At 72.6% G+C, this 26,098-nt stretch carries 17 protein-coding genes; 8 read left to right on the top strand and 9 right to left on the bottom strand.

The features are described from left to right. A partial coding sequence (locus GTY47_RS18905) for an SDR family NAD(P)-dependent oxidoreductase (RefSeq protein ID WP_010048992.1) occupies window positions 1-2,213 on the top strand: 2,213 nt, incomplete at its 5' end. Window positions 2,214-2,339: 126 nt separating this feature from the next. Here the strand turns inward: GTY47_RS18905 and GTY47_RS18900 are convergent. Next, a complete protein-coding gene (locus GTY47_RS18900; RefSeq protein WP_010048991.1) occupies window positions 2,340-2,975 on the bottom strand; it encodes a TetR family transcriptional regulator in 636 nt (211 codons plus the stop codon). A gap of 241 nt (window positions 2,976-3,216) precedes the next feature. Here GTY47_RS18900 and GTY47_RS18895 point away from each other — a divergent pair, with 241 nt between their 5' ends. Next, window positions 3,217-5,379: an MMPL family transporter gene (locus GTY47_RS18895; RefSeq protein ID WP_343336049.1), complete on the top strand. Its 2,163-nt coding sequence runs from the start codon at window positions 3,217-3,219 to the stop codon at window positions 5,377-5,379. Window positions 5,380-5,459: 80 nt separating this feature from the next. Here the strand turns inward: GTY47_RS18895 and GTY47_RS18890 are convergent, their stop codons facing one another. From GTY47_RS18890 to GTY47_RS18870, 5 genes are all read right to left on the bottom strand, one after another. Next, on the bottom strand, window positions 5,460-10,643 hold the full coding sequence (locus GTY47_RS18890; protein WP_010048988.1) for a type I polyketide synthase: 5,184 nt from the start codon (window positions 10,641-10,643) through the stop codon (window positions 5,460-5,462). Window positions 10,644-10,650: 7 nt separating this feature from the next. Further along, window positions 10,651-11,193, bottom strand: coding sequence for a DUF1579 family protein (locus GTY47_RS18885; RefSeq protein WP_010048987.1), 543 nt, complete (start codon window positions 11,191-11,193; stop codon window positions 10,651-10,653). 83 nt (window positions 11,194-11,276) lie between these two features. After that, entirely contained in the window at window positions 11,277-11,540 is a 264-nt protein-coding gene (locus GTY47_RS18880; RefSeq protein WP_010048986.1) for an acyl carrier protein, read from the bottom strand. Between the two features lie 19 nt (window positions 11,541-11,559). Next, on the bottom strand, window positions 11,560-13,044 hold the full coding sequence (locus tag GTY47_RS18875) for an amino acid adenylation domain-containing protein (RefSeq protein WP_040904494.1): 1,485 nt from the start codon (window positions 13,042-13,044) through the stop codon (window positions 11,560-11,562). Beyond that, window positions 13,044-14,183 carry an acyl-CoA dehydrogenase family protein gene (locus GTY47_RS18870; RefSeq protein ID WP_010048983.1) on the bottom strand — a complete coding sequence of 380 codons (1,140 nt, stop codon included), beginning with the start codon at window positions 14,181-14,183 and terminating at the stop codon, window positions 13,044-13,046. The genes GTY47_RS18875 and GTY47_RS18870 overlap by 1 nt, the downstream gene beginning before the upstream one ends. A gap of 310 nt (window positions 14,184-14,493) precedes the next feature. On the opposite strand from GTY47_RS18870, the gene GTY47_RS18865 reads away from it, so the two are divergent. From GTY47_RS18865 to GTY47_RS18850, 4 genes are all read left to right on the top strand, one after another. Beyond that, window positions 14,494-15,708, top strand: coding sequence for a 3-deoxy-7-phosphoheptulonate synthase (locus GTY47_RS18865; RefSeq protein ID WP_010048981.1), 1,215 nt, complete (start codon window positions 14,494-14,496; stop codon window positions 15,706-15,708). Window positions 15,709-15,787: 79 nt separating this feature from the next. After that, window positions 15,788-16,558, top strand: a complete 771-nt coding sequence (locus tag GTY47_RS18860; RefSeq protein WP_010048979.1) for a 2,3-dihydro-2,3-dihydroxybenzoate dehydrogenase — start codon at window positions 15,788-15,790, stop codon at window positions 16,556-16,558. A 32-nt stretch (window positions 16,559-16,590) separates the two neighbouring features. Then, a complete protein-coding gene (locus GTY47_RS18855) occupies window positions 16,591-17,271 on the top strand; it encodes an isochorismatase family protein (RefSeq protein ID WP_010048977.1) in 681 nt (226 codons plus the stop codon). Next, window positions 17,268-19,175 carry a phenazine-specific anthranilate synthase component I gene (locus tag GTY47_RS18850; RefSeq protein ID WP_010048976.1) on the top strand — a complete coding sequence of 636 codons (1,908 nt, stop codon included), beginning with the start codon at window positions 17,268-17,270 and terminating at the stop codon, window positions 19,173-19,175. The genes GTY47_RS18855 and GTY47_RS18850 overlap by 4 nt, the downstream gene beginning before the upstream one ends. Before the next feature lie 195 nt (window positions 19,176-19,370). On the opposite strand, the gene GTY47_RS18845 is transcribed toward GTY47_RS18850, so the two are convergent. Beyond that, window positions 19,371-22,193 carry a LuxR family transcriptional regulator gene (locus GTY47_RS18845; RefSeq protein WP_010048974.1) on the bottom strand — a complete coding sequence of 941 codons (2,823 nt, stop codon included), beginning with the start codon at window positions 22,191-22,193 and terminating at the stop codon, window positions 19,371-19,373. 834 nt (window positions 22,194-23,027) lie between these two features. On the opposite strand from GTY47_RS18845, the gene GTY47_RS18840 reads away from it, so the two are divergent. Further along, window positions 23,028-23,717, top strand: a complete 690-nt coding sequence (locus GTY47_RS18840) for a methyltransferase domain-containing protein (protein WP_010048972.1) — start codon at window positions 23,028-23,030, stop codon at window positions 23,715-23,717. Between the two features lie 91 nt (window positions 23,718-23,808). Continuing rightward, complete coding sequence (locus GTY47_RS18835; RefSeq protein ID WP_010048970.1) at window positions 23,809-24,348, top strand: SRPBCC family protein; 540 nt, start codon at window positions 23,809-23,811, stop codon at window positions 24,346-24,348. 21 nt (window positions 24,349-24,369) lie between these two features. On the opposite strand, the gene GTY47_RS18830 is transcribed toward GTY47_RS18835, so the two are convergent. Then, window positions 24,370-25,566, bottom strand: a complete 1,197-nt coding sequence (locus tag GTY47_RS18830) for a transposase (protein WP_010048968.1) — start codon at window positions 25,564-25,566, stop codon at window positions 24,370-24,372. Between the two features lie 169 nt (window positions 25,567-25,735). Further along, window positions 25,736-26,098: hypothetical protein (locus tag GTY47_RS18825; RefSeq protein ID WP_158688488.1), on the bottom strand; the 363-nt coding region annotated here is incomplete at its 5' end.

Here is a 26,098-nt window from a genome sequence, read left to right as displayed (position 1 = left end):
CCCCCTACTGGCTGGAGCAGGAGACGGCCGCGCCCGGCGACCCCGTGGAGCGGGAGTTCTGGGACCTGGTGGAGAGCCAGGACGTGGGGCAGCTCAGTGCGCTCGTCGGGCTGGACGACGACGGCCGTTCCGCGGCGGGGGCGGTACTGCCCGCGCTGTCGTCCTGGCGACGACGTCAGCGGCAGAGCGGTCGGCTCGATGCCCGGCGGTACCGGATCGACTGGAAGCCCGTTGCCGTCGGCACGCCGGAGCTGTCCGGGACCTGGCTCGTCGTCGTCCCCGCCGGGCTGGACGACGCGGAGCCGGTGTCCGGGTGCGTCCGGGCCATCACCCGCCACGGCGGCGAGGTGCGCCGGCTCGCGGTGGACGCCGGGAGCGGCGAGGCCCGGGACGCCCTGAGGGCGGCGCTGCGCGACGCGGCCACCGGTACGCCCGAGATCGCGGGAGTGGTGTCGCTGCTGGGGCTGTGCGAGGCGCCCGTGCCCGCGCATCCCGAGCTGCCGGCCGGTGTGGCGGGCACCGTGCTGCTGATCCAGACGCTGGCCGAGACGGGGATCGACGCCCGGCTGTGGTCGGTGACGAGCGGGGCCGTGCGGGCGACGGACGACGACGGGCCGGTGCGGCCGGAGCAGGCCCCGGTGTGGGGACTCAGCCGGGTCGCCGCTCTGGAGGAGCCCAAGCGCTGGGCCGGTCTGATCGATGTGCCCCCGGCACTCGACGACCGGGCAGGGGAGCGGCTCGCCGCCGCTCTGGCCGGTATCGGCGACGAGGACCAGGTCGCCGTCCGTGGCGATGGCGTCCTGGCCCGCCGGCTGGTGCGCGCCCCGCTGGGCGGGGCGGCACCGGTGCGCGACTGGCGGCCGACGGGCACCGCGCTGGTCACCGGCGGCACCGGTGCGCTCGGCGGGCACGCGGCCCGGTGGCTCGCCGGCCACGGCGCGGCGCATCTGCTGCTGGTCAGCCGCAGTGGGCCGGAGGCTCCAGGTGCCCGTGAACTGCGGGACGAACTGACCGCGACGGGGGCCGAGGTGACGATCGCCGCCTGCGACGTCTCCGACCGGGCCGCGCTCGCAGAGCTGCTCGCCGGCATCCCGGCCGAGCACCCGCTGACCACCGTCGTGCACACCGCGGGCGCGCTCGGCAGCGGAGCCGCCCTGCTGGAATCGGACCTGCCGGGGATCGCGGAGGTGTTCGCGGGCAAGGTCGCCGGCGCGGTGAACCTGCACGAACTGACCGCTGACACGCCACTCGACCTGTTCGTCCTCTACTCCTCGAACGCGGGCGTGTGGGGCGGCACCCGGCAGGCCGGTTACGCGGCGGCCAACGCCTACCTCGACGCCCTCGCCGAGCATCGCCGCGCCCACGGCCTGCCCGCCACGGCCGTGGCCTGGGGAGCTTGGGCGGGCAGTGGGATGGCTGGTGACGAGGAGGCCGTCGAGTGGCTGGGCCGCAGCGGCATGCGCACCCTGGACCCCGAGACGGGGCTGGCCGCGCTGCACCAGGCCGTGCGGCACGACGAGACGTTCGTGGCCGTCGCCGACCTGGACTGGCAGCGGTTCGCCGAGACGTACCACGCGGCCCGGCCCCGGCCGCTGATCGCGGAGATCCCCGAGGCGCGGCGGGCCGAGGAGGAACCGGCGGCCGAGCAGGGGCCGGCGCCGCTGGCGCGTCTGGTCGCCGAGACGTCCGCGGCTCGAGGGCCCGCGGTGCTGTTCGAGGCACTCTGCACCGAGGTGGCAGCGGTTCTCGGGCACACCACGGTGGCCGAGTTCGACCGCGAACTGCCCTTCGGTGACCTCGGGTTCGACTCCCTCACCGGAGTGGAACTCCGCAACCGGCTGGCCGCGGCCACCGGTCTGAGTCTGCCGACGACCCTCGTGTTCGACCATCCGACGCTCGGCGCGCTCGCCGAGTTCCTGCTCGGTCGGCTCCAGCCGCAGCAGGCGGAGGAGGCCGCCCCGGCGCTGGGGGAGATCCACCGCCTCGAGCAACTCCTCGGTACGCTCGCGGACACCGACGACCGGGACGAGATCACCGGCCGGCTGGAGACGCTGCTGTGGAACTGGCGGCGTTCGGCCTACGGCGACGACCCGGCCTCGGTGCCGCTCGGTTCCGCGTCCCCCGACGCGGTGTCGCTCGACACGGTGTCCGTCGACTCGGTGTCGGACGAGGACATCTTCGGCCTCATCGACAAGGAGCTCGGCGACGACTGACCCGCGCCGGCCGCGCGGGGAGTTGACCGCACCGGCCGGCCGAAGCGAAGCGAAGACCCCGGGTGCGGCGACGCCATGGCATCGTCACCGCACCCGGGGTCTTCGTGCTCCGCCCCGGCGCGAGGCTCAGGCCCCGGGCTCCTGGAACCCGTCCTCCAGGCAGGCCAGCAGCCGGTCCAGTTCGGCAGCGGGGTCCAGCTCCGGCTGGTTGGCCCAGCGCAGCATGACGTCCATCATGATCCCGAAGATCGCGCCGCTCAGCGCCCGCACCGGAGCGTCCGAAGGACCGGCCCCGGTGCGCTCCGCGACCAGCTCGGCGAGGGTCCGCAGCGTCTGCTTCACGTTGCCCAGACTCGCCGACCACAGCTCGGGCACGGTCACCATCAGGATGTCGCGGTCGCGCTGGGTGCTCATCTCCGTGGCCGAGAGGCCCTCCAGAGTGCTGTACAGGGCGCGGCGCATGGCCTGGACGGGGGGCAGCTCGGGCGGCTGCGCGCGGAAGGCCTGTACGAAGAACGTCTCGTCGTCGGAGACGACCAGGTCCTCCTTGGTGGCGAAGTAGCGGAACACGGTGCTCGCCGAGACCTCGGCGGCCTCGGCGATCTGCTCGATCGTCGTCGCCTCGTAGCCCTGGTCCCGGAACAGCCGCAGGGCCTCCTGCTGGATGGCTGCCCGGGTCTTGGCCTTCTTGCGCTCCCGCTGGCTGATCTTCCCCGGATGCTCGCCGGTCCCTTGCGTCGGTTTCAGGTTGGACACGCTCATGCTCCACATTCTCCAGGCTCTCCGGCGGCCGGCCGGTCACGGCTGTGCCGCGCCCGGCCGCGTGCGGCGGTGGCAGCGAGGAGGAGTTCTCATCTCCTCAAAGTGCTAGTAGGCTATCAATTGAAAGTCGACTCCTAAAAGAAGGTTGCCTGTCATGAGGCTCGCTCTTTACCGGCTGGGGCGCGCGTGCTTCCGGCGACGACGCCTGGTCTCGTTACTCTGGGTGGCTGCCGTCGTCGTCGTGAGCGTCGCCGGCGCGCTGCTGTCCAGGCCCACCGTGGACTCGCTCTCCATCCCGGACACGGAGTCGCAGCAGGCCATCGACCTGCTGGACGAGCGCTTCCCGGAGGCCTCGGCCGAGGGCGCGGTGGCGCGCGTCGTGTTCGCCGCGCCGGAGGGCGGGAAACTGGACCGACCCGACTACCGGCAGGCGATCGGGCGGGTCCTCAGCGAGGTGCGTGACCTGCCGGACGTGGCCGACGTGACCGACCCGTTCGAGGACAAGGCCGTCTCGCCGGACGGGCGCATCGCCTACGCGCAGGTGGCCTACTCGGTCCCCAGGAACGATCTGGCGGACAAGGACCGTGAGGCGCTGCTGGACACGGCCGAGCCGGGGACGCGGGCCGGACTGGCCGTGGAGTTCGGCGGCGAGGCCGCCCAGCCGCGGCCCGGCCAGGGCGCGGGCGAGCTCATCGGACTCGCGGCCGCGGCCGTCGTCCTGTTCGTGACCTTCGGCTCGTTCGTCGCCGCGGGACTCCCGCTGCTCGCGGCCATGCTGGGTGTCGTCTTCAGCCTCAGCATGATCGAGCTGAGCACCCGATTCACGGACCTCAACTCGGACACGACCGCGCTCGCGCTGATGCTCGGCCTCGCCATGTCCATCGACTACGCCATGTTCGTGGCCTTCCGCTACCGGGAGGAACTGCGGGCCGGCGAGGATCCCGAGCACGCCATCGGCACGTCCGTGACCACGGCCGGCGCCGCCGTCCTGTTCGCCGGGCTCACCACCGCCATCGCGCTCGCCGGTCTGGTCGTCGTCGGCATCCCGATCCTCACCCAGGTCGGCCTCGCCGCCGCGTTCGCCGTCGTCGTGTCCACCCTGGTGGGCCTGACCCTCGTGCCCGCTCTCCTCGGCTTCCTCGGCCGGCGCATCCACGGCCGGCGCGCCGCCCACGTCCAGGACAAGGCGGCACTCGCCGAGGTCTACGAGGAGGCGCAGCACCGTGCGCAGGGCTACCGGGCCGACGGGAAGCCGACGTTCGGCATGCGCTGGGTGCGGCTGGTCATCCGCCGGCCCGTCCTGTTCTCCCTCGCCTCCGTGGTCGTGCTGGGCATCCTGGCGGTGCCCGCGCTCGACCTGCGGCTCGGGCTGCCCGACGACAGCGCCGAGCCGGAGAGCTCGACCTCGCACCAGGCGTACGACCTGCTGACCGAGGGTTTCGGGCCCGGGTTCAACGGGCCGCTGACCGTGGTCGTCGACACCGCGAAGAGCGGCAAGGACGCCAGGGCCACGGCGGAGAGCATCGGGCAGGAGCTGTCCGGCATCCGCGGCGTGGCGGACGTGAGCCCGCCGGTGCCCAACAAGGCCGGCGACGCCGCGGTGATGACCGTGGTGCCCGGCAGCGGTCCCACGGCGGCCGAGACGGAGGAGGTCGTGGACGACATCCGGGCGGCGGTGAAGGACACCCGGACGTCCGGCGAGGCGGACGTCGCCGTCACCGGTCAGACCGCGATCAACATCGACATGTCGAAGCGGATCGCCGACACGCTGCTGCCCTACCTGCTGATCGTCGTCGGGTGCGCGTTCCTGCTGATGATCGTCATCTTCCGGTCGATCCTGGTGCCCCTGAAGGCGACCCTGGGCTTCCTGCTCAGCCTCGCCGCCACGTTCGGGGCGCTCGTCGCGGTGTTCCAGTGGGGCTGGCTGAACGACCTGCTCGGCATCCACTCCACCGGCATCATCGTGAACCTGCTCCCCGTCATCGTCATCGGCCTGTCGTTCGGACTGGCCGTGGACTACGAGATGTTCCTCGTGACCCGGATGCGGGAGGAGTACGCCCGCGGGAACACACCGGAAGAAGCCATCGTCAAGGGCTTCATGCAGAGCGCCAGAGTCGTCACGGCCCTGGCCCTCATCATGATCAGCGTGTTCGCGGGCTTCATCCTGGCCGACGCGGATCTGACGAAGTCCTTCGGATTCGCCCTCGCCGTCGCGGTGTTCCTCGACGCGTTCGTCCTCCGCGTGACCATCGTGCCCGCCGTGATGGCGCTCTTCGACCGGGCCGCCTGGTGGCTGCCGCAGTGGCTGGAGCGCAGGCTGCCCCACCTCGACATCGAGAAGTCGGACATCGCACCGCCGGAGACCGAGCGCGAAGTCGGGGAGGACGCCGCCACGCGCACCTGAACCCGGCCGGACACACGGCAGCGGCCCCCGCGGGTGCGGGGGCCGCTGTACGGCCGGGCTGCCTCGCCCGTCCGCAACCCTCAACCCTTCTTCTTACGGGCCCCCTTCATCCGGTTCTGGCCGAAGCCCGGGGCCTTCTCCTCGTCGTACGACGCGCGCGTCTCCAGCACGGTGTACGGCAGCGGGCGATGGCCCGCCGTGAGATACCGGTCCCAGTCCACGCGGGCCAGACCGGCCTCGCCCGAACCATCGGCCTCCCCGGCGGCCGGCAGCGGAAGCAGCGCGTCCAGCATCTCGCCGCCGGGCGCCGGGTACACCCCGGCCTCGGCGAACGCGACGGCCGGCGCCTCGTCCGACTCGTCGACGGACTCCAGCCACGGCCCCCAGGCCGCGGCGACCACAGGCAGGCCGGCCTGCCGGTGATGCCTGGCCAGCGCGGTCAGGAACGCGTCGGCCGCAGACCCCACGACCGTGCCGGCCCGGCCGGGCAGCGACACGACCGACGTGGACAGCACGAAGAAGTCCGTACCGCCCGTGAGGCCGACGTCTGTGAACCGCCGCGTCAGCTCCACGGGACCGCGCAGGGCACCGGCGAGTTCCGCGCCGAACCGCGCCCCGTCCAGCTCGTCCAGCCCCCCGCCGGCGACCGGCTGCGGCAGCAGCAGCACGCCACGCAGTGGTGGCCGGCCATCGGCGCACAACTCGGCGAGCCGGGCCACGTCCGCAGCCGAGGACAGGTCGACGGCCACGTGCTCCAAGCGCTCGATACCCGCATGACCGGTCGTTCGTGCGCCTGCCAGGTCACCCCGCTCCGATTCCGCACCCGCCAGCACCACCGAACGGGCACCCCGCGCGGCCAGCCACTCCAGTGCCGCCGCCGCGTGTCGCGTATCGCCGCCGGCCACCAGGTACGTGGCGTCCGGCCGCAGGGCGAGTCGCTCACCGCGGTCCGCCGGGGCCGGCCGCCGCTCCAGACGGGCCTCGAACCAGCGCCCGCCGCGCACGGCCAGCCTGCCCGCGCCCGGCAGCCGCATCACCTGGCCGAGCAGGGACACCACCGTGGGCGGGTCCTCCGCCGGGTCGAGGTCCACCTGCGCGCACGGCAGCTCCGGGTGTTCCCACACCAGGGACGTGAACAGCGCCGTCAGCGGAGCCTGCGCCGGGTGTGGCGGCCCGCCCGCGAGTCCGGCCGCCGCGCCCGCCGAGCACAGCACGATCCGCGGCGTCTGCTCCGCGTACTCCTGGAGGAACCCCCGCACGAGTGCCAGCGTCCTGCCGCCGCGGCGGCACGCGGCGTCCAGTGGGTCATCGGCGCCCGAGGCGGGCTCGCGCGCATCACCCGCGTCGTGCACGAGCAGCCCGGCCACCGTGACGCCCCGCTCCCGCAGTTCCGCGAACGTCTTTCCCACGACGTCCGGGTCGCCGGTGCCGACCGGCACGGTCTCCGTGCCGTCACGCCCCTCGGCGTCCTCGCCGGCCAGCGCGACCGCGGGCACGCCGAACAGCGCCAGTTCATCGCACCAGGCGGCGGCCCGCTCCGGGTCGTCGCTGAACACCAGCCAACTGCCGGTGCCGCCGCCGATGGCGCCCGGGCGACCGTCCTCGGCGAGAGCGTGCCACACCACTTCGTGCCGCTCCAGCGGCGCCTCCGCCAGCCCTGCCGGCTCCCTGCCGGCCATCGGCCGCAGCCGCAGCCCCTGCACGGCCGCCAGTCGCACGCCCTCCCCGGACAGCACGACCGCGTCGGCCGCTCCGTCAGCGCCGTGCCGCACGCGCAGCCACACCACCTCGGACGGCGGACCGGACACCTCCAGCCGGTCCACGGACACCGGCGTGCGCGGGCCGGAGCCGGACAGCGCGGCGAGCTGAACGGCCGCTTCGAGCACCGCGGCCCACCGCGACCACCCGCTCGGCCCCGTCGGCACGTCGGCCGTGCCCACCAGGGCCACGGCCTCGTCACCGCCGAGCCACACCCGTCGCAACACCCGCAGCGGCTCCGCGTAGTCGCTGCCCTGCCGCCACAGCCGCCGGTAGACCTCCGCGACGTCCAGTTCGGCCAGACCCTCGGGCAGCGACTCCGGGTCGACCCGGTCCGGTGCGGGCCGGGTCACGGCCGGGACGACCGTCGCGCCGCCCCTCTCGGCCCATCGGCCGCCGCCCGTGCCCGGCCCCTTGACGAACGCCCGTACCCGGTGCCCGTCGCCGCTGTCCTCCCGGGAGGTCTGGAGGGCGACCGGGGTGCCGGACGCGGCGCTCACCGTGCCGGGCAGGCGTATGCCGGTGAGCGTCCACGCCGAGTCGGGGGACCCGTGCCGGGCCGCCGCCAGCAGCCACTCCAGCCGCGCCCCGGCGGGCAGCACCGGCGTGCCGTACAGCTGTTGCCCGAACACGCCCGCCACCTGCCCCGGCGTCAGCTGCTGCGTGAAGGACTGCCCCGTGGCGTCCACCAGGTCCAGGGCGGTGCCCAGCAGCGGATGCGGCGGAGCGGCGACCACGGAGACCTGCGGCTCGGGCGGAACCAACCAGCAGCGCACCTTCTGGTAGGGGTACGTCGGCAGATCCACCCGGCGCGCTCCACGGCCCTCGAACGCCTGGGACCAGTCGATGGCGACGCCGTCGGTGTGCAGTTCCCCGAGGGCCGACAGCAGTGCCTGCCCGGGGGGCCGTCCGCCGCCGGGCACACTGGCCAGAAGCAGGGGCCGGCCCGGCTCGCCGAAGCCGGCGGCACTGCGGCCGGCCGGACCGGTGAGGTCACCGGACAGGTCCAGCCCGACCAGCCGTGTCACACCGTCCGTCCGCAGGCGGCGCACCCCGTCCAGGAAGCGGGTGGGCCCGCGCAGGTGATCCAGCCAGTGCTCGGCGGACCGCAGTTCGGCCGGCTCCACCGGCTGTCCGGTCACCGTGGACAAGAGAGGCACCTCCGGCTCACGGAAGGCCAAACCCGCGACGATGGCGCGCAGTTCGGCCAGCGCGGCCTGTTCGTCGTCCGGTGAGAGCAGCAGCCGTGCGGGGCGCGGGGCACCCGTCGCCCGGCCGTGTGCGCGCCAGTGGGCGGCGACCCGTGCCACGGCTCCGGCGTCGCCGGAGACGACCGTCGTGCCCGGTTCGTCGACCGCGGCCACGGCGGCACCGACCTGCTCCTGGCTGCCGGACAGCGCGGCGCGGACCTCGTCCTCGGTGGCCCGCACCCACACCGATGCGCCCGGCCCCGTGGCCACCCGCTCGGTGATCCGGCCCAGCGCCGTCACGAGGGCGGCGCCGTCCGCCAGTGACAGGGCGCCCGCCGCGTACGCCGCGGCCACCTCACCGGCACCGTGTCCGAGCGTGGCGTCCGGTCGTACCGCGAACGCCGTCAGCAGCCGGTGCAGCGCGGTGTTCAGCGCGAACGCCACGGCCTGCCCCACCACGGTCGGCTCGGCGCACGCCGGTCCGGGCTCGCGTACCGCCGCTCGGACCTCCGGCCCGAGCAGGCCCGCCAGGTGTTCCGTCACCTCGTCGAGCGCCTCCGCGAACGCCGGGAACGCCTCGTACAGGCCGCGTGCGGTGCGCGGTCCCTCCGCGTCGGCCGGCCGGTCGCCGCTCGTGCCGTCGCCTGCGCCGCCGAAGAGCAGGGCGGTCTGCCCCTGGGCGCGGGCGACCCCGCGCACCAGACCGTCCGCGGTCCTGTCGCCGGCCAGCGCGTCGAGTCCCGCGGCGAGTTCCTCCCGGCCGGTTCCGAGGACCACCGCGCGGTGCCGGAACGACGATCGTGTGGTGTGCAGCGAGTGTCCGACGTCGACGGGTTCCGCCGCCGTGATCGTGGCACGCAGCCGCTCCGCCTGCTCGCGCAGCGCGGTCGGCGACTTGGCCGAGAGAACCAGCGGCACCGTCCGCTCAGGGTTTGCCGGACGGGCGGCCGGCTCGTCCGCGGGCGGCTCCTCGAGAATCAGATGGCCGTTCGTGCCGCTGAGGGTCAGACAGGTCAGACCGGCGCGCCGCACCCGCTCGCCGCGCCGCCACGGCTCGGGCTCCGTCAGGAGCCGGACGGTGCCGGACGACCAGTCCGCGTGCGGAGTCGGCCCGTCGACGTGCACGGTGCGCGGCAGCCGTTCGTTGCGCAGCGCCATCACCAGCTTCACGATGCCGGCGACGGCGCCCACCGTCTGGGTGTGGCCGATGTTGGACTTGACGGAGCCCAGCAGCAACGGCCGCCCCGCCGGCCGCTCCTGACCATAGGTGGACAGCAGCGACGTCACCTCGACGCCGTCGCCGAGCGTGGCGCCCACGCCGTGCCCCTCCACCGCGTCGACGCTGTCGGCCGTGACCCGTCCGTCGGCCAGCGCAGCCCTGATCACGCGTTCCTGCGCGCGTCCGCTGGGGGAGATGATGCCGTTGGTGGCGCCGTCCTGGTTGATGGCGGTACCGCGGATCACCGCCATCACCGGATGGCCGTTGCGGCGGGCGTCGGACAGCCGCTCCAGGAGCAGCATGCCGGCGCCCTCCGCGAGGCTGACGCCGTCGGCCGCCGCCGCGAACGACTTCGAACGGCCGTCCGGGGCAAGGAGGCTGCGGCGGTGGAAGTCCATCAGCACGGTCGGCAACGACATGACGCAGGCGCCGCCGGCCAGGGCGAGCGCGCACTCGCCGTTGCGCAGTGCCTTCACGGCGAGGTGCAGGGCCACGATCGAGGAGGTGCACTGGGTGTCGACGGTGACCGCGCCGCCCAGCAGACCGAACTGGTACGCCAGACGGCCCGAGGCGGCGCCCACCGAGTTGCCGAGACCGAGGTGGTCGAGGACCTGCGGGGGCGGAGCCTCCCGCATGAGCAGCGGGTAGCCGCCGAACTGCACACCGGCGTAGACCGCGGTACGGCTGCCGCGGGCCGCCACCGGGTCGATCCCGGCGCGCTCGAACGCCTCCCAGGTCGTCTCCAGCAGCAGCCGCTGCTGCGGGTCCATGGCCGCCGCCTCGACGGGGTCGAGGCCGAAGAAATACGGATCGAACTCCTCGACGCCGTGGATGAAACCGGCGTTGACGCCGTCCAGTGCGGATCCGGCCTGCCAGCCGCGGCCCGCCGGCAGGCCGCCGACCGCGTCACCGCCCGAGTCGACGAGGTCCCACAGGTCCTCGGGAGAGCGCACGCCCCCCGGGAACCGGCACCCGATTCCCAGGACGGCGATGGGCTCCTGGCTCTGTGACTCCGCCGCCGCGAGCCGTCGGCGGGCCTGTTGCAGCTCGGCCGTGACCTTCCGGAGGTACTTCTGCAGTTTCTCTTCGTCGGGCATCTCGCTGTCAGCTCCCCTGCTGCTCCGGGGTGACGTGGCAGTCCTGGGTGTCGTAGTGCTTCCACTCGCCCTCCGCCTCGACGTACGCGTCGAGCTGGAAGTGGTGGTCGCCGAGCACCGTGTACACGTCCTTGGTATTGGTGCGGACCCCGACCTCACCGAGCACACAGAAGCCGCTGAACACCAGATGGCCGTCCTCCTGCCAGCCCGGCGAGGTGACGGTGCCCATCGTCCCCATGGTGTCGATGTAGTAGGACTCGAACTGCTGCTGGACCTCGTTCCAGCCGATGATCCACTTGCCGTCCAGCTTCCAGGTGCCGTCCGCGTACGTCCCGGTGAGGTCCATCTGGATGTAGTGATCGTGCATGACGCGCCGGGTCACCGACTCCATGCGCACCCCGGTGTCGAAGTGGGTGACCATCCTCCCGAGAAGGAAGTCCAGGTCCTTCAGCCGCGGGGACGGCGGCCGGTGCTCGGTGCGGGGCCGTTCCGTCGGACGGCCGGAGAGATAGGTGTTGATCTTGCCCGCGTCGCTGGCGATGTCCGTCATGCTGTCGTCACCCTCGTTTCTTGGCAGTGCTTGGCTGTGGGCCGTACGTGCTGTGCCGCGGCGCGGCGGCAGCCATGCGGTGGTCAGACCGCCGAGTGCTGGAGCTCGCGCACCATTGCCGCGATGCTCCGCACGCTCTTCAGATCGCTGGGGTTGATCCGCAGGGACGGCACCGCGACGCCCAGCTCCTCACGGATGTGCGCCAGGAGGACCACCGTGTTCAGGGAGTTGAGGACGCCCAGCTCCAGCAGGGGCGTGGTCTCCTCCAGTTCGCCCTGCGGGTCCCCGTCGAGAAAACGGTCCCGGATGAACGCGGAGATCTGCTCGGCGATCTCGTCCTGGGCCATGGGTGCTCCTTCGTGTCCGTCACGGTTCGAGCCGCGCGGCGAGCGCGGCCCGGTCGACCTTGCCGTTGCGGGTCCTCGGCAGTTCCGGCAGCAGCCGCAGGACGTCCGCGAGCATGTAGCGCGGCAGCCGCTTCGCGCAGTGGCCGCGCAGCGTGAGAGGGCCGGGCCGGCGGCCCGGCCCGGGCACCACGAACGCGGCCAGCCGGGCGTCCACGCCGTGCCCGGTGACCACCACCACCGCCTCGGCCACATCCGGGTGCGACGTCAACGCCGCCTCCACATCGCCGAGTTCGACACGGTGGCCCCGCACCTTCACCATGTGGTCGCGGCGCCCCACGTAGTCGAACGAGCCGTCCGCGCGCAGCTGCACGATGTCACCGGTGGCATACGCACCGCGCTGCGGCGGGGCACCCCAGTAACCGGTCATCACCGTCGGTCCGTCGACCAGCAGCTCGCCCTCCTCGCCCGGACCGCAGACGGAACCGTCGGCCGCCCGCGCCCAGACCCGGTCGCCGCTCGCCGCCCGGCCGATCGGCACCGGCCGGTCCCGTTCCAGATCGGCGGGCGTCACCTCGTGGTACGTGCAGACGTTCGTCTCGGTCGGGCCGTAGAGGTTCAGCAGCCGGGCCGGTGTCCACGCCGCAAGCCGCCGCACCTGGCCGATCGGGAACGGCTCCCCGGCGAACAGCACGGCACGCAGCGCGTCCGGCGCCGGCCGGTCCGTCAGACCACCGGAGCGCATCATCAGCGTCAGCGCGGACGGTACCGAGTACCACACCGTGATGCGTCGCTCGTACAGGAACTCCACGAGCTGCTCGGGTGCGTAGGCCAGTTCGGAGGGCACCAGGTGCACGGCCGCGCCGACCGTGAAGGCGGCGTACAGATCGAGCACCGACAGGTCGAACGTCAGCGGTGCGTGGTTGGCGAACCGGTCCTCAGGTCCGGGGGCGAGCAGGTCGACCACCCAGCTCGAGAAGGCCAGCGCGTTGCGGTGGCTGATGCAGACCCCCTTCGGGGCGCCGGTCGACCCGGAGGTGTAGAGGATGTACGCCAGGTCGTCCGGCCCGACGGGCTCGGCGAACCGCCCCGGGCCGTCAGGCTCGTCGTCACGGCCGGCCGTGGGCCCGGTCTCCACCAGGTCGGCGCACGGCACACCCGGCAGCAGGGCCGACAGCTCCGTCGTCCGGTCCGCGGTGGTCAGCACCGCCCGTGCCGCGCAGTCGCCGGCCACCAGCGCCACGCGCTCGGCGGGCGCACTGTCGTCGGCGGGCACGTAGGCCGCACCGAGCCGCAGCACGCCCTGCATCGCGGCGACCACGTCGGTCGACTTCCGCGACCAGACGACGACCCGGTCACCGCGGCCGACGCCGAGATCGCGCAGCCGGCGGGCGAACGCGTCGGCGCGACGGTCGAGTCGCGCGTAGTCGAGCGTGCCGTCGGCCGCCACCACGGCGGGCCGGTCGGGATGCTTGACGGCCGAGTCGATGACCAGGTGGTGCAGCATCACAACCCCAGCTCCTTGGCGATGATCTCCCGCTGGATCTCGGTGGTACCGGAGAAGACCCGGGCGGGCAGCGAGTCGCGCAGTTGCTCCTCGACGCCGGTGCCGGCCAGATAGCCGAAGCCGCCGAAGAGCTGCATGGCGTCCACGCCGTTGGCCACCGCCGCTTCGGAGACGGCGGCCTTCGCCAGGGCGATGGCGCTCTTGTCCTCCCGGCCCCCGTCCAGCAGCCAGCAGGCGCGGTACAGCAACAGCCGGGCACCCTCCAGGCGTTGCTTCATGACGGCAGCCCGGTGCGACACCGCCTGGAACTCGCCGATGCGCCGCCCGAACTGGCGGCGGCGGCCCGCGTGCTCGACACACTGCGCGAGCTGCCGCTCCATCAACCCGAGGTAGACGCCGAACAGCGCGGCCCGCTCCCACGCCATGGAGTGCTGGAAGATGCCCGAGCCCTGGCCCTCCGCCCCGAGCAGGTAGCGGCGCGGTACGTGGCAGTCGGTGAACGTGACCCGGCCGGCCAGGCAGTTCGTCAGCCCCATCTTGGTCAGGGGCGCGCCGAACGAGATGCCGGGCAGATCGGCGGGCACGGCGAACGCGGACAGCCCGAGGAACCCCAGTTCCGGGGCCGTGGCGGCGTAGGTGACGACGAGGCCGGCCAGAGGCGCGTTGCTCGCCCAGGACTTCTCCCCGTTCAGCACGTACCCGTCGGACACCGGGCGGGCCGTCACACCAAGACGCCCGATGTCGGAGCCGGCCTCGTCCTCCGTCATGGCGTTGGCCGCGATGATCTCGCCGGACGCCAACCCCGCGAGCAGCGGGCCGCGGACCTCCTCGGCGGCGAAGTCCCGTACCGGGACCGCGCAGGCCAGCAGGTGGGCGGCGATCCCGAAGGCGAGCCCGGTGTCCGGGCAGCCGCGGCTGAACGCCTCCAGGCCCAGCGCAGTGTCCAGCGCGCCGAGCCCGCCGCCGCCGAACTCCTCGGGCAGGCACAGCCCCGTCACACCCATGCCGGCGGCCGTCCGGAAGCCACGGCGCACGGCGTCCGGATCCCCGTCCCGACGGTGCTCGCCGAGACGAACGCCCGACTCCCGAAGGATTTCCGCGTAGCGTTTCTCCTGTGCGGCCGAGAGGTCAAAGTCCATAGCAGTTAAGGGCCTCATCGTGAGGTGGTTATGAACGGCTGCATGCGGGCTCAGGCTAAATTTGCAGTCGAGGGGTGTCACCCCCTAGCCCGCCCCTAGGCGGAATATCAAGAGGCTCGCTCCGCCCTATGTACTGCCTTTGCCTGAAGGGCAGTTGGGTCCTCCGTTGCCGCGCCCCCTATACGCCGCATTCCGAGTCGCCGGGCATCTTTAGGGGTGTCCAGCCGGGCCGGGAGTCGCTCACTATTTTGAGGCGGCCACCGGCGAGCGACACGTAATGGCGGTGATTCGAAGACAGGGAGAACTCCGCATGGATTCGTTGCAGGCGACCGGCACGGAGGCCGGTGAGCCCGACATCCGCTCCCACCCCTTCCTCGACGGCCGCGTGGCGCACCAACAGCCGCAGTGGACCGATCCGGAGGCCGTGGCCGCCGCCCGCGCGGAACTGGCCGGCCTGCCCCCGCTGGTGTCGTACGCCGACACGGCGCGGCTGCGGGACCGGCTGGCCGACGTCGCACACGGCCGCGCCTACGTCGTCCAGGCGGGCGACTGCGCCGAGGACCCGGAGGAGTGCACGGGCGGCTACGTCGCCCGCAAGGCCGGACTGATCGAGATGCTGGCCGGCCGCATGAAGATGCTCACGCACAAGCAGGTGCTGCGCGTCGGCCGCATCGCCGGCCAGTACGCCAAACCGCGCTCCCGCCCCACCGAACGCGTCGGCGGGTACGAACTGCCCGTCTACCGGGGCCACTTGATCAACGGTCCGGAGCCCGACCCGGCGCTGCGCAGACCCGACCCGGCACGCCTGCTGCTGTGCCACCGGGCCGCCGCCGAGGTGCTGGGCCATCTCGGCTGGTCCCGGGGGCCGGACGGCACCCCCGACCACGCCGGCATCCTGTGGAGCAGTCACGAGGCGCTGCTCCTGGACTACGAGGTGCCCCTGCTGCGCCGCACCGAGGACGGGCTGCTGTACCTGTCGTCCACCCACTGGCCGTGGATCGGGGAACGCACCCGGCAGCCCGACGGCGCCCATGTGGCGCTGCTCGCCGCGGTGGCCAACCCGGTGGCCTGCAAGGTCGGGCCCGACACGACCGAGGCGACACTGCTGGAGCTGTGCGAGCGGCTGGACCCGATCCGCCGGCCCGGCCGTCTGACGCTGGTCGCGCGCATGGGCGCCGGCACCGTGGGCCGGCGTCTCCCGCCGCTCGTACGGGCCGTACGGGGCGGCGGCCACCCCGTGATCTGGCTCTGCGATCCGATGCACGGCAACACCGTGACCGCGCCCAACGGGCTGAAGACCCGGCTGCTGGAATCGGTCCTCAGGGAGATCAAGGAGTTCCAGTGCGCCGTTCGTGAGGCCGGCGGTATCGCCGGCGGCCTCCACCTCGAGATCACCCCGGACGACGTCACCGAGTGCGTCCTCAACGAGTCGTCGTTCGACCAGGTAGGCAGGAAGTACACGACGCTCTGCGATCCACGTCTCGACCCTCGGCAGGCCGACTGCGTCGTCACCGCATGGCGTTGAGCACCCCCCGCGTGAACCGCGACGCGCCTCACAGCGAATGGAGTTCCGCACGATGACTCGCACGACGGACAGCCGCGCCATGGAGGGGAAGGTCGCGCTGGTCACCGGCGCGGCCGGCGGCATCGGCGCCGCGGTGGTCCGCGCGATCGCCGAGCGCGGCGGCGTGCTCGCGGCCGTGGACGCCAACAGCGTCGCCCTGAAGGAGACGACCGAGGCGCTCGCCGGAGAGGGCCTGCGGGTGGAGGGCTTCGTCGCCGACGTGACCCGGCCCGACGAGGTCGAGGCGACCGTCGCCGCCGTGGAGGCACGACTCGGCCCCGTCGACCACCTGGTCAACGCCGCCGGCATCCTCCGCCTCGGCGACGCCCGGACCCTGTCGGACACCGACTGGGCCGACACCATCGCCGTGAACGCCACCGGCGTCTTCCACATGTCGCGCGCCGTGGTCAACCGCATGGTGCCCCGGCGCAGCGGCGCCCTCGTCACCGTGGCCTCCAACGCCGCCGGCACGCCCCGGACACAGATGGCCGCCTACGCCGCCTCCAAGGCCGCCGCCACCATGTTCACCAAGTGCCTCGGCCTGGAGGTCGCCGAGTACGGCATTCGCTGCAACCTGGTGGCACCGGGCTCCACGGACACGCCGATGCTCAGCTCCATGTGGCACGACGACAGCGGCCGGGAGGCCACCGTCCGGGGCAGCCTGGAGACGTTCAAGGTCGGCATCCCGCTGCGCAAGCTGGCCGCTCCGCGGGACGTCGCCGACGCGGTCGTCTTCCTGCTCTCCGAAGAGGCCTCCCACATCACGCTGCACGCGCTCACGGTCGACGGCGGAGCCACGCTCGGCGTCTGAACCCTGTCCGGCACACCTGTAGAGGAAACGCCATGCCAGGCATACCGCCCATCGAACCGTACGCCCTCCCCACCCGGGAGAGCCTGCCCGCCAACACCGCCGGCTGGGCACCCGACGCCGATCGCGCCGCGCTGCTCGTGCACGACATGCAGCGGTTCTTCCTCGCACCGCTGCCCGCCGACACCCTGCGCCGGGCCCTGACCGGCAACGTGGCCCGGCTGCGCGCGGACTGCGCCGCCCGCGATGTGCCGGTCGCCTACACCGCGCAGCCCGGCGGCATGACGCCCGAGGAGCGCGGCCTGCTCGCGGACTTCTGGGGCCCGGGCATGTCGCCCGAGCCGGAGCACCGCGAGATCGCCGACGGCCTCGCCCCGGCGCCGGGCGACCAGATCTTCACCAAGTGGCGGTACAGCGCGTTCCACCGCTCAGGCCTGCTGGAGTGGCTGCGCGCCACGGGCCGCGACCAGCTGATCATTTGCGGGGTCTACGCACACGTCGGGGTGCTGATGACCGCCGTCGACGCCTTCAGCCACGGCATCCAGCCGTTCCTGGTCGCCGACGCCACCGCGGACTTCTCCGAGGGCCACCACCGCTCGGCCCTGGAGTACGCCGCCGGGCGCTGCGCCATGGTCCTCACCGGCTCCGACGTCCGGGCCTCCTTCGAGGGCAGCAGCGGGCCCGTGCCCGCCACCGCGCCGGGAGCGGCACAGTGAGCGGCCGGCCCGCCACCGGGCCCGCCGCCGACCTGCTCGGCCGCGTTCTCAGCGACGACCCTCCGCCGTTCGCCCTGCTGCACCGCCCCGCCGCGAACGGCCCCGACGTCCTCGACATCATCGTCGGCGGCATCGGCACCCACACGACCCTGGCGGACCTGCCGTTGCCTCCGGCCACCGCCCCGCCGCCCGCTGCCGCGGGCAGCACGCAGTCCCAGGTGCTGACCCTCGTCCCCTACCGCCAGATCGGCGAACGGGGCTTCGCCTGCGTCGACGACGGAACGCCGTTGCTCGCCATGACCGTCGAGAGCCACACGACCGCCTCGGTCGCCGAGGTCACGGCCGCCATCCCCGATCTCCCGGTCCGGATCACGGACGGCCACTTCGACGTCGACGACGACACCTACGCCGCCACCGTCCGCCGCGTGATCGACGACGAGATCGGCGAGGGCACCGGCGCGAACTTCGTGATCCGCCGGTCGTACGTCGCGCGGATCCCCGACTACTCGCCGCTCAGCGCGCTGGTGGTCTTCCGCCGCCTGCTGCGCCGCGAGGCCGGTGCCTACTGGACGTTCGTCGTGCACACCGGGGAGCGCACCCTGGTCGGTGCCACACCCGAGCGGCACATCACCCTGCGCGACGGCATGGCCGTGATGAACCCCATCAGCGGCACGTACCGCTACCCGCAGTCCGGCCCCGACCTGCCCGGCCTCATGGACTTCATCTCCGACCGGAAGGAGACCGAGGAGCTCTACATGGTGCTGGACGAGGAGCTCAAGATGATGGCCCGCCTCTGCGAACGCGGCGGCTGGGTCACGGGCCCGCACCTGCGCGAGATGACGCGGCTCGCCCACACCGAGTACTTCATCCAGGGCGCCACCGGCCGCGACGTACGGGAGATCCTGCACGAGACGATGTTCGCGCCGACCGTCACCGGCAGCCCGCTGGAGAGCGCCTGTCGCGTCATCAGCGCCTACGAACCGCAGGGCCGCGGCTACTACAGCGGCGTCGTCGCGCTCATCGGCAGGGACCGGCACGGGGCGCAGACGCTCGACTCGTCCATCCTCATCCGCACCGCCGACATCGACCGCGCCGGTACCGTCCGGATCGGCACCGGCGCCACCCTGGTGCGTCACTCCAGCCCCACCGAGGAGGTCGCCGAGACCCGCGCCAAGGCCGCCGGACTCATCGGCGCCCTCACCGGGGACCACGGCGGGTTCCGAGACCACCCCGAGGTCTGCAGCGCCCTGGAGCGGCGCAACCACGTCCTCGCCGACTTCTGGCTGCGCACCGACACCCAGCGGGCGCGGTCCGACCGGGAGCTCGGCGGGCGCCGCGTGCTGATCGTCGACGCCGAGGACAGCTTCACCTCGATGCTCGGTCGGCAGCTCCAGTCCCTCGGGCTGTCCGTGACGGTACGACGCTTCGACGAGCCGTACACCCTCGACGGCCACGACCTGGTCGTGATGGGCCCCGGCCCGGGCGATCCGCTCGCCACGGACCACCGCAAGATCACTTACCTGAACACCGCCGTGGCCGACCTGCTGGCGGAGCGCCGCCCCTTCCTCGCGGTGTGCCTCAGCCACCAGGTGCTCAGCCTGCGGCTCGGCTTCGACGTACGCCGCCGGGGCACGCCCAACCAGGGCACCCAGCGCGCGATCGACCTCTTCGGCCGCGGACGGCACGTCGGGTTCTACAACACGTTCGCCGCCTACAGCGCGGAGGACAAGGTCGAGTGCCCCGGTGTCGGCGTGGTGGAGGTGAGCCGGGACCGTTCGACGGGGGAGGTACACGCCCTGCGCGGCGGCCACTTCGCGTCCCTCCAGTTCCACGCGGAGTCGGTACTCACCCGGGACGGCGAGGAGATACTCGCCGACATCGTCAGAGAACTGATGCGCGTCTAGCCGCCGCTTCGAGCGAGCGTCCCGGGCAGCGCCCCCGGCGACGGTGCGGCATCGCGCGCCCGGCCGGGACGCAGGCGCCGGTCGGCTGTGGCGGGACCGGCTGCCACGGGTGGTGTGGCCGGGGCCGGTGCGGGTTGGCACGTGCGGAGGCGGAGCGGTTCCTCTCCGCACGTGCCGCGGGTCGGGTGCGCCCGGTCAGAAGCCCTGTGCCTCGCCCTTCGGCGTCTCGCCCACGTCCTCGGCGTACACGGACAGTTCGGCCGGCAGATCCGCCCGGCGCTTCACGCCCAGCTTGCGGTAGACGCGGGTCAGATGCTGCTCCACCGTGCTCACGGTGATGAACAGCACCGACGATATCTGGCGGTTGGTGTGCCCCAGCGTGGCCAGCGCGGCCACCCGCAGTTCCGCCTTGCTCAGCCCGTACCCGGACTGCGGCAGACCGCGCTCCGGCTCGGGGTCCGGCGCGCACCCCCCGGGCACCAGCCGGTTCGCCAGGGACTCGGCACCGGACTCCTGGGCAAGCTGATACGCGCGGCGCGTCAGCAGGTGCGCCCGGCCCGGATCGCCGGACTGATGCTGAAGCACGGTCCCCAGGTCTCTCAGGGCCCTGGCCAGCTCCACCTTGTCACCGCAGGCCTGGAGCAGGTCGACCGCCTCGGACAGGCACCGCTTGCGGTGCTCCGCCGGCACCGTCCGGGCGAGCAGGCGCAGCCCCCGGCCGCGCGTGCGGTGGTCGGTACGCCGGTTGCCGGACAGTTCCTCGTGGATCAGACGTGCCGCCTCCGCCCGGTGGTCCAGCCGCAGCTGTGCCCGGGCCAGCTCCAGCCGCCAGGGCACCAGGCCCGGGAGGTCGAGGCGCCACTTCTCCATCAGGTCCGCGCACTGCCGGAAGTCCTCGCACGCCGCGTCCGGCTGACCGGCCGCCAGATGGTAGCGGCCACGCGCGGCGAGATAGTGCACGCCGAGCGGCGTCTGGAACATGCCCGCCGGCGTCGGGAGCGCCAGCCACATGTCGGCCTCGTGGTGCCGTCCGGCCTCCGCCGCGCAGGTGATGAGCGTGCCCAGCGGCCCGGCCACCAGCACGCCCCAGCCCTGCGGCGTGAGCGACTCCAGCGCCGACCTGGCGCACTGCTCGGCCCTCCCGAGGTCGCCCAGCCGCAGCAGCGCCTCACCCCGGATCCCCTCCAGGATCGCCTGCCAGACCGGCGCACAGCGCACCCCCGCCTGGTCCAGCACGGCATCGGTCCAGGCCACGACCCGGTCCGGGCGGCCCGCGTACAGCATGGCCAGCAGCGCCCCGGCCGGCACACCGGGTGCACCGGTCTTGCCGTCGTACCGCCGGAGGAGCTGCTCGCCGCGTGCCACCACGTCACAGTCCGGCTGTGTCGTCAGCGCCTGGTGGAGGAGGGTCACCGCCTCCAGTTGCGGGCTCACGACCGGCGTACGCGGCGCCCAGCCGTACATCCCGTCGGGGCAGTGGGTGTCCGCCAGGACCTCCGAGCGGCACAGCGCCACCAGCAGGTGCAGCACCCGGAGTTCGGCGGCCTGCGTCTCCTGCTCCTCGTCGAGTTCGAGCTGTGCGAGCAGGTCGTCCGCCTCGCCGACCCGCCCCTGCCACAGCAGCGGCGGCAGCACCGAGGCGATCCGGGGCAGCGACGCCCCGCGCTCCCGGATCGTCTCCAGCAAATCCGGCAAATACGTTTCGGCGGACAGCGGATTGGCCTGCCAGCGCGCCGTCAGCATCAGCGCCTCGATACCCGCGCGCTGCTCCTCGTCGGTCTCCGCCCGCCACGCCTGCCGCAGACACGCGCCGGCGAACTCCGGGCGCCCCGACGCCAGCGCGTGCACCGCAGCCTCCAGGAGCACGGGCGCCGCCCAGCTGCCCTCGACCCAGTCCGCCGCGATCAGATGGCCGGCCAGCACGTTCGGCCCCGCCTCCTGGTGGCGCAGCACCTCCGCGGCCCGCGAGTGCAGCACGCGCCGGTGCTCCACGGTGAGGTCGCCCAGCACGGAGCGGACGATGCGCGGATGACGCAGCTCGTGGCCCTCCACCAGACCGGACATGCGCAGCAGGTGCAGGGCGCGCAGGGCCGACTCCTGGGTCGTGCCGAGCATGGTGGCGAGGACGTCGAGAGTCGTAGCCCGGCCCAGGACGGCCAGCGCCTGTGCCACCCGCCGCACCTGCGGCTCGTGCCGGTACAGGCAGCCGAGCACCGCCTGGTCGAACAGACCGCCCCGGGACGGCGATGAGCCGTCCCCGTCGGCCTGCTGCGCCGGCAGGTCGTCCATGAGGGCGCGTGCGAGGAGCGGACTGCCGCCGGTCACGGTGAACGTCCGTTCCGCGGTCCTGCGGGCATCGGCCGCGCCCGGGTCCGGGCCCGCCAGCAGGGCCAGGGAGTCCTGGGTGAGTGGCTCCAGCGTGATCCGCGAGAAGTGCGGCTGGCTCAGCAGCTCGGCGCGGAAGTGGGGGTGGGGGAGCCGCAGCAGGGGAGCCTCGGTCATCAGCACCAGCATCGGCGAGTACCGCAGCCGCCGTATGACGTAGAGCAGGCACTGCAGTGACGCCTCGTCGGCGTGCTGGACGTCGTCCACGGCCAGCACGAGCGGGCCGCGGTGCGCCAGTTCGCTGAGGGAGGAGAACAGACGGCTCAGGACGGGCGCCTGTTCGACGGGAGAGATCCGGTCGACGGCCGACGGCCGTCCGGACAGCTGTGCCACATCGGTGTGCTCGGGAAGCAGGCCCCGCACGTCCTGGCGGGCCTGCTCCGGTAAGTGTGCGCCGTGCAGCAACTGGCCGATGACGCCCAGCGGTATGTCGCGCTCGGCCTGCGACGCCACGGCCCGCAGCACCTGGGCCGCCTCGCCGGAGAAGTGGTCGGTGAGGGCTTCGAGGAATGACGTCTTGCCGCTGCCCACCGCTCCGGTGATGAGGGCGGCATGGCCTCGGCGCTGCCCGTGGCAGTCCTCGAACGCCGTTCGTATGTGCCTGAATTGCTCCTCGCGCTGGGCCAGAACCACTCGGTACGCTTTCTCGTGGGTGGAAGGTCGGTCGGTGGAGACGGTGTGCCGCAGGACGGCGCCGGGAGGATTCCACGACACCGCGCGCTCCTGGGCCGAAGGCCGATGCGTCACGTCGGGGGCCGGTTCCGGCCGGGGCTGGACCGGTCCGCCGGCGGGTTCGCCGGAACCGAAAGGTCCGCTCGTGTCCTCGCGCCGGAAAGGCAGTCGGCGCGAGGGTAACGGCTCGCCTGTGTCTGCCGGATCCTCGCCCAGGTCGTGGCGACGACCTGGAGCCTCCCGCTGTACGTGCTGATACATCCCCGTCCCCCTGAACTTGGAGCTGTTGCGGGGGCAGGGCCGAGCCGTCTCACAGGCACGGTCGCTGTGCGTCCCCCGACGTTCCAACACGTGCTCACCGTGCCGGTACGACCGACCCGGCACGGTGAAGCCGCTCGCGGCGAAGATCCTTCGGTTCGACGCCCCTGCTGCGGCCTTGTAATGAGATTCGAGTGTGACACACCCGGAACAACTCGGTTACCCCACAATTCATAGGTGAACCAAGTCGATCTAGGGGAATCTAGGGGTTGACAGGACGGAGTTCTGGGCTCACGGAGAGAGCAAGGGCATTCTTTTCACGGAGTGCCACCATTGCGGATTGAATGACTCCGCATTCGGGTGTACGCGGCACCGATTCCGGGGTGCCGGTTGCCCGAGGCACCTGACGAAGTCTGCGACCGGGTATTGGCGCACCGCGGGGCACCTCGGCATAGTGCGGGAGTCGTCGAACACGACGCCGAATCGGCCGGCAACTCCTGTCGGCCGTCAGGTCCCAGACGGAAGGCTGCCGCCACGATGACGAACAATGTCCGGACCGGACAAGAAGAGACGGAACGGCTGCTGGGCGAGGCATCCGGAACAACGGAATTCGAGTTGCTGGGGCTCGAGTGGACCCTGCTGCCCGACGTTTTCGCCCCGTTCCACTCGCCATCGACGGCCAACTATTCCCAGTGGCTGCCCTATCCGGCCGGAGGCACGCTGCTGGAGATGGGCTGCGGCGCCGGCGTCACCGCCGTCTACGCCGCGCTGAGCGGGTGCGCCGGGGTCACAGCCGTGGACATCGTGCCCGCCGCCGTCGACAACACCCGCCGCAACGCCGAACGGCACGGTGTGGCCGACCGCGTCCGCGTCCTGGAAAGCGACATGTTCGGCGCGCTCGGCACGGGTGAACGGTTCGACCTCGTCTTCTGGAACTCCAACGCCATCGAGGCGCCGGCCGACTTCGTCTACACCAAGGATCTGGAGCACTCCGTCCTCGACCGTGGCTACCAGAGCCACCGCGCCTACCTGCGAGAGGGGCCGCGCCACCTCACCGACGACGGCAGGCTGTTCATAGGGTTCAACAGCCGTGGAGACCTCGACCACCTCCAGCGCATCGCGGACGAAGAGGGCCTGCGCCTGGAGAAGGTCGACTCCACGAGCCATGAATTCCCCGACCGCGTCGTCGAGTTCCGCCTGTTCGAAATCATCCGCGCGGGCTCCTGATCCGCCCCGCAGAACCGTCGGCCCGGGCGACTTGACGGATACCGGGCGCACAAATTGACCCGTCTTTTCGTGCGGTGTCATGATCCCTGACATGGAGACGTCAATTCTGGATCAGCGACCCCTCTTCGACATCGGAGCCGAAATCCGCATGGCGGTCGGCGCGAAGGAGATATACGAGGCGGTCAGCGACCTGCCGAGGCACGCGGAGTGGAGCACCGAACTCCGCGGCGGCGAATGGATTTCCGGAACCCCCGGTGAGGTGGGATCCATCTACCGCGGCGAGAACTACCGCGCCGACGACATCGTGGAATGGGCACCCCTGATCCGGGGGATCTGGCACACCAAGTCGGAAGTGATGACCACCGAGCCCAACCGTCGCTTCCGCTGGCGCATCCACTCCAAGACCGGAGAACCGCAGGAACTCATCTGGACCTTCGACATCACCCCCGACGGTGAGGAGTGCGTCGTGGCCCAGAAATTCTGGATGGGCTGGGCGTCCCCCGGGATCCACGAGATCACCAAGGACATGGAGGAGCCGGAGAAGCGGCGGTTCATCACGGAGTGGACCGCCAAGCTGGAGAACGACATCCTGCTGACCCTGGAACGGATCAAGAAGGTCCTCGAAGCGTAGCGGGCAGCCGGGAAAACCGGCCTACGACACCGCTCCCGGCTGCCCCGACCGCGGCCGGGCAAGCGCTTGTACGGCGTGCGCGGCCGAGGCAAGCGTCATGTGCCGGTGCCAACCGGTGAAGGAACGGCCCACGAAGTCCCGGATGCCGACCTGTTCGGAGATCTCGACGGCGTCACGGCTGACGCGCCGCACCAGCTGCGTCAGCCGGGCCAGGTCGGCCGGTGCCGAGGAGACCGAGTCCGTCAGCCACAGCTCGCCCGGCCACTGCTCACCCGGCCCCGCCAGGCCGAGCAACAGCAGGTCCCCGTGCCGGCCCGCCGCTCCCGCACCGAGCGAGGCAGCCGGTACCCGCACCCGGACAGCGGCCAGCAGACCACCGCGCCCGCCCGGTGACACGCCCGGAGCCCGCCACGGATAGGGCCGCCGCAACGGAGCCGCTGCCCGCATGATCTCCCCGGCCGACCGGTACCTGTCGCTGCGCACGGGCAGCGCCGCGTCGGCGGCCGCAAGCCGCAGCCCGCCGTCCACCCGCACCAGCAGCCGGCGCAACCCCGCCGTCCGCAGCCGCCCCAGCACGGCGAGCGTGTCCACCTCCGGGACATCGACGACCACCGGCCGGGCCGTCAGCCCCCAGCCACGCGCCACCCTCACGCTCGCCTGCACCGCACACATCTCCATGGACTCGGGACACGCCCCGGCCGGGATGCCCGCCTGTGCCCGGCGCACCGGGTCGCCCAGCCAGACACCCGACAGCAGCAGCCGCCAGTTCACCGGACACGCCAGGCGCTCCGACGCCAGCCACACGCCGACGGCTCGCTGGGCGTAGAGGGCCGGCGAGGCGTCGCGCTCCACTCCGACGGAGTTCTCCCCGGTCTTCGGAATGACCAACGGCCGCACCACCCAGGCCGCCGGAGGCTCCACCGCGGCCACGTACCCCGCCAGAGCCGCACGCATCGGGTCCCACCGCCACGTCGACCCGCACACGAAGTGGTGCAGGCGCTGTTCGGCGGCCCGCCCCCCGAACAGGGAAGCGATGTTGCGGATGGACTTGCGCCCCCGGGCGTGGATCAGCCCGTGGAGGTAGTCGAGGCCGCGCCCGCGCTGGTCGCTGCGGGGCAACGAGGCGAAGAGGGCGTCGCACAGATCGTGCAGCACCTCGTCCACGCTCCCGGCCCCCGCGTCGAGCCCCGGCCCTTCGAGGTCGTGTCCGGTGATCATGTTTCCCCATCTCGGCCGAGCGGCCGCGGCGGCTCGGCGTTCGGTCCGTTCGATCCGTTCGGTCCGTTCGATCGGTCGCACGGGGGACGACCGAGACGGCTCCGCGAGCGACTTCGGCCAGCCGGTCACCGGCCGGCGGAGGTCCGCTCGCGGACCCGTTTCCAGTGGCTCAGCTCAGCTCCTGGTCGATGAAGTCGAGCAGCTCGTCCGCCGTCGCCGACTCCAGCCGGGCGGTCACCGGAGCGCCGCCGGGAACAGATGCGGCCCCGTCTGCCGTGCTTCGCGTGTGCGCCCTGTCCAGCAGCGACCGCAGCCGTTCCGCGACCCCCGTCGCCGTGACGTCCTCCGCCCGAGCGGCCGTCAGCATCCTCTCCAGACGGTCCAACTCGGCCAGCAGTGCCGCCCCCGCATCGCCGTGGCCCTGATCGGCCCCGGGGCCGCGGACCGGGCCGGGCCCATCGGCCTCGCCGGCGGTGGTGAGTCGGGGCAGCAGGTGGTGGGTGAGGGCCGCCGGGCTGGGGTGGTCGAAGAC

Origin of the sequence: Streptomyces sp. SID5464 (assembly GCF_009862985.1) — a bacterium.
In the GTDB taxonomy this organism is placed as follows: Bacteria; Actinomycetota; Actinomycetes; order Streptomycetales; family Streptomycetaceae; genus Streptomyces; species Streptomyces chartreusis_D.
This window is presented reverse-complemented; position numbering and strand designations above follow the sequence as displayed.

Coding starts and splice junctions, on each gene's coding strand:
- GTY47_RS18890 (WP_010048988.1), bottom strand. CDS start 10,643: ATGCCCGACGAAGAGAAACTGCAGAAGTACCTCCGGAAGGTCACGGCC.
- GTY47_RS18860 (WP_010048979.1), top strand. CDS start 15,788: ATGGAGGGGAAGGTCGCGCTGGTCACCGGCGCGGCCGGCGGCATCGGC.
- GTY47_RS18875 (WP_040904494.1), bottom strand. CDS start 13,044: ATGCTGCACCACCTGGTCATCGACTCGGCCGTCAAGCATCCCGACCGG.
- GTY47_RS18865 (WP_010048981.1), top strand. CDS start 14,494: ATGGATTCGTTGCAGGCGACCGGCACGGAGGCCGGTGAGCCCGACATC.
- GTY47_RS18900 (WP_010048991.1), bottom strand. CDS start 2,975: ATGAGCGTGTCCAACCTGAAACCGACGCAAGGGACCGGCGAGCATCCG.
- GTY47_RS18840 (WP_010048972.1), top strand. CDS start 23,028: ATGACGAACAATGTCCGGACCGGACAAGAAGAGACGGAACGGCTGCTG.
- GTY47_RS18830 (WP_010048968.1), bottom strand. CDS start 25,566: ATGATCACCGGACACGACCTCGAAGGGCCGGGGCTCGACGCGGGGGCC.
- GTY47_RS18880 (WP_010048986.1), bottom strand. CDS start 11,540: ATGGCCCAGGACGAGATCGCCGAGCAGATCTCCGCGTTCATCCGGGAC.
- GTY47_RS18835 (WP_010048970.1), top strand. CDS start 23,809: ATGGAGACGTCAATTCTGGATCAGCGACCCCTCTTCGACATCGGAGCC.
- GTY47_RS18870 (WP_010048983.1), bottom strand. CDS start 14,183: ATGGACTTTGACCTCTCGGCCGCACAGGAGAAACGCTACGCGGAAATC.
- GTY47_RS18855 (WP_010048977.1), top strand. CDS start 16,591: ATGCCAGGCATACCGCCCATCGAACCGTACGCCCTCCCCACCCGGGAG.
- GTY47_RS18885 (WP_010048987.1), bottom strand. CDS start 11,193: ATGACGGACATCGCCAGCGACGCGGGCAAGATCAACACCTATCTCTCC.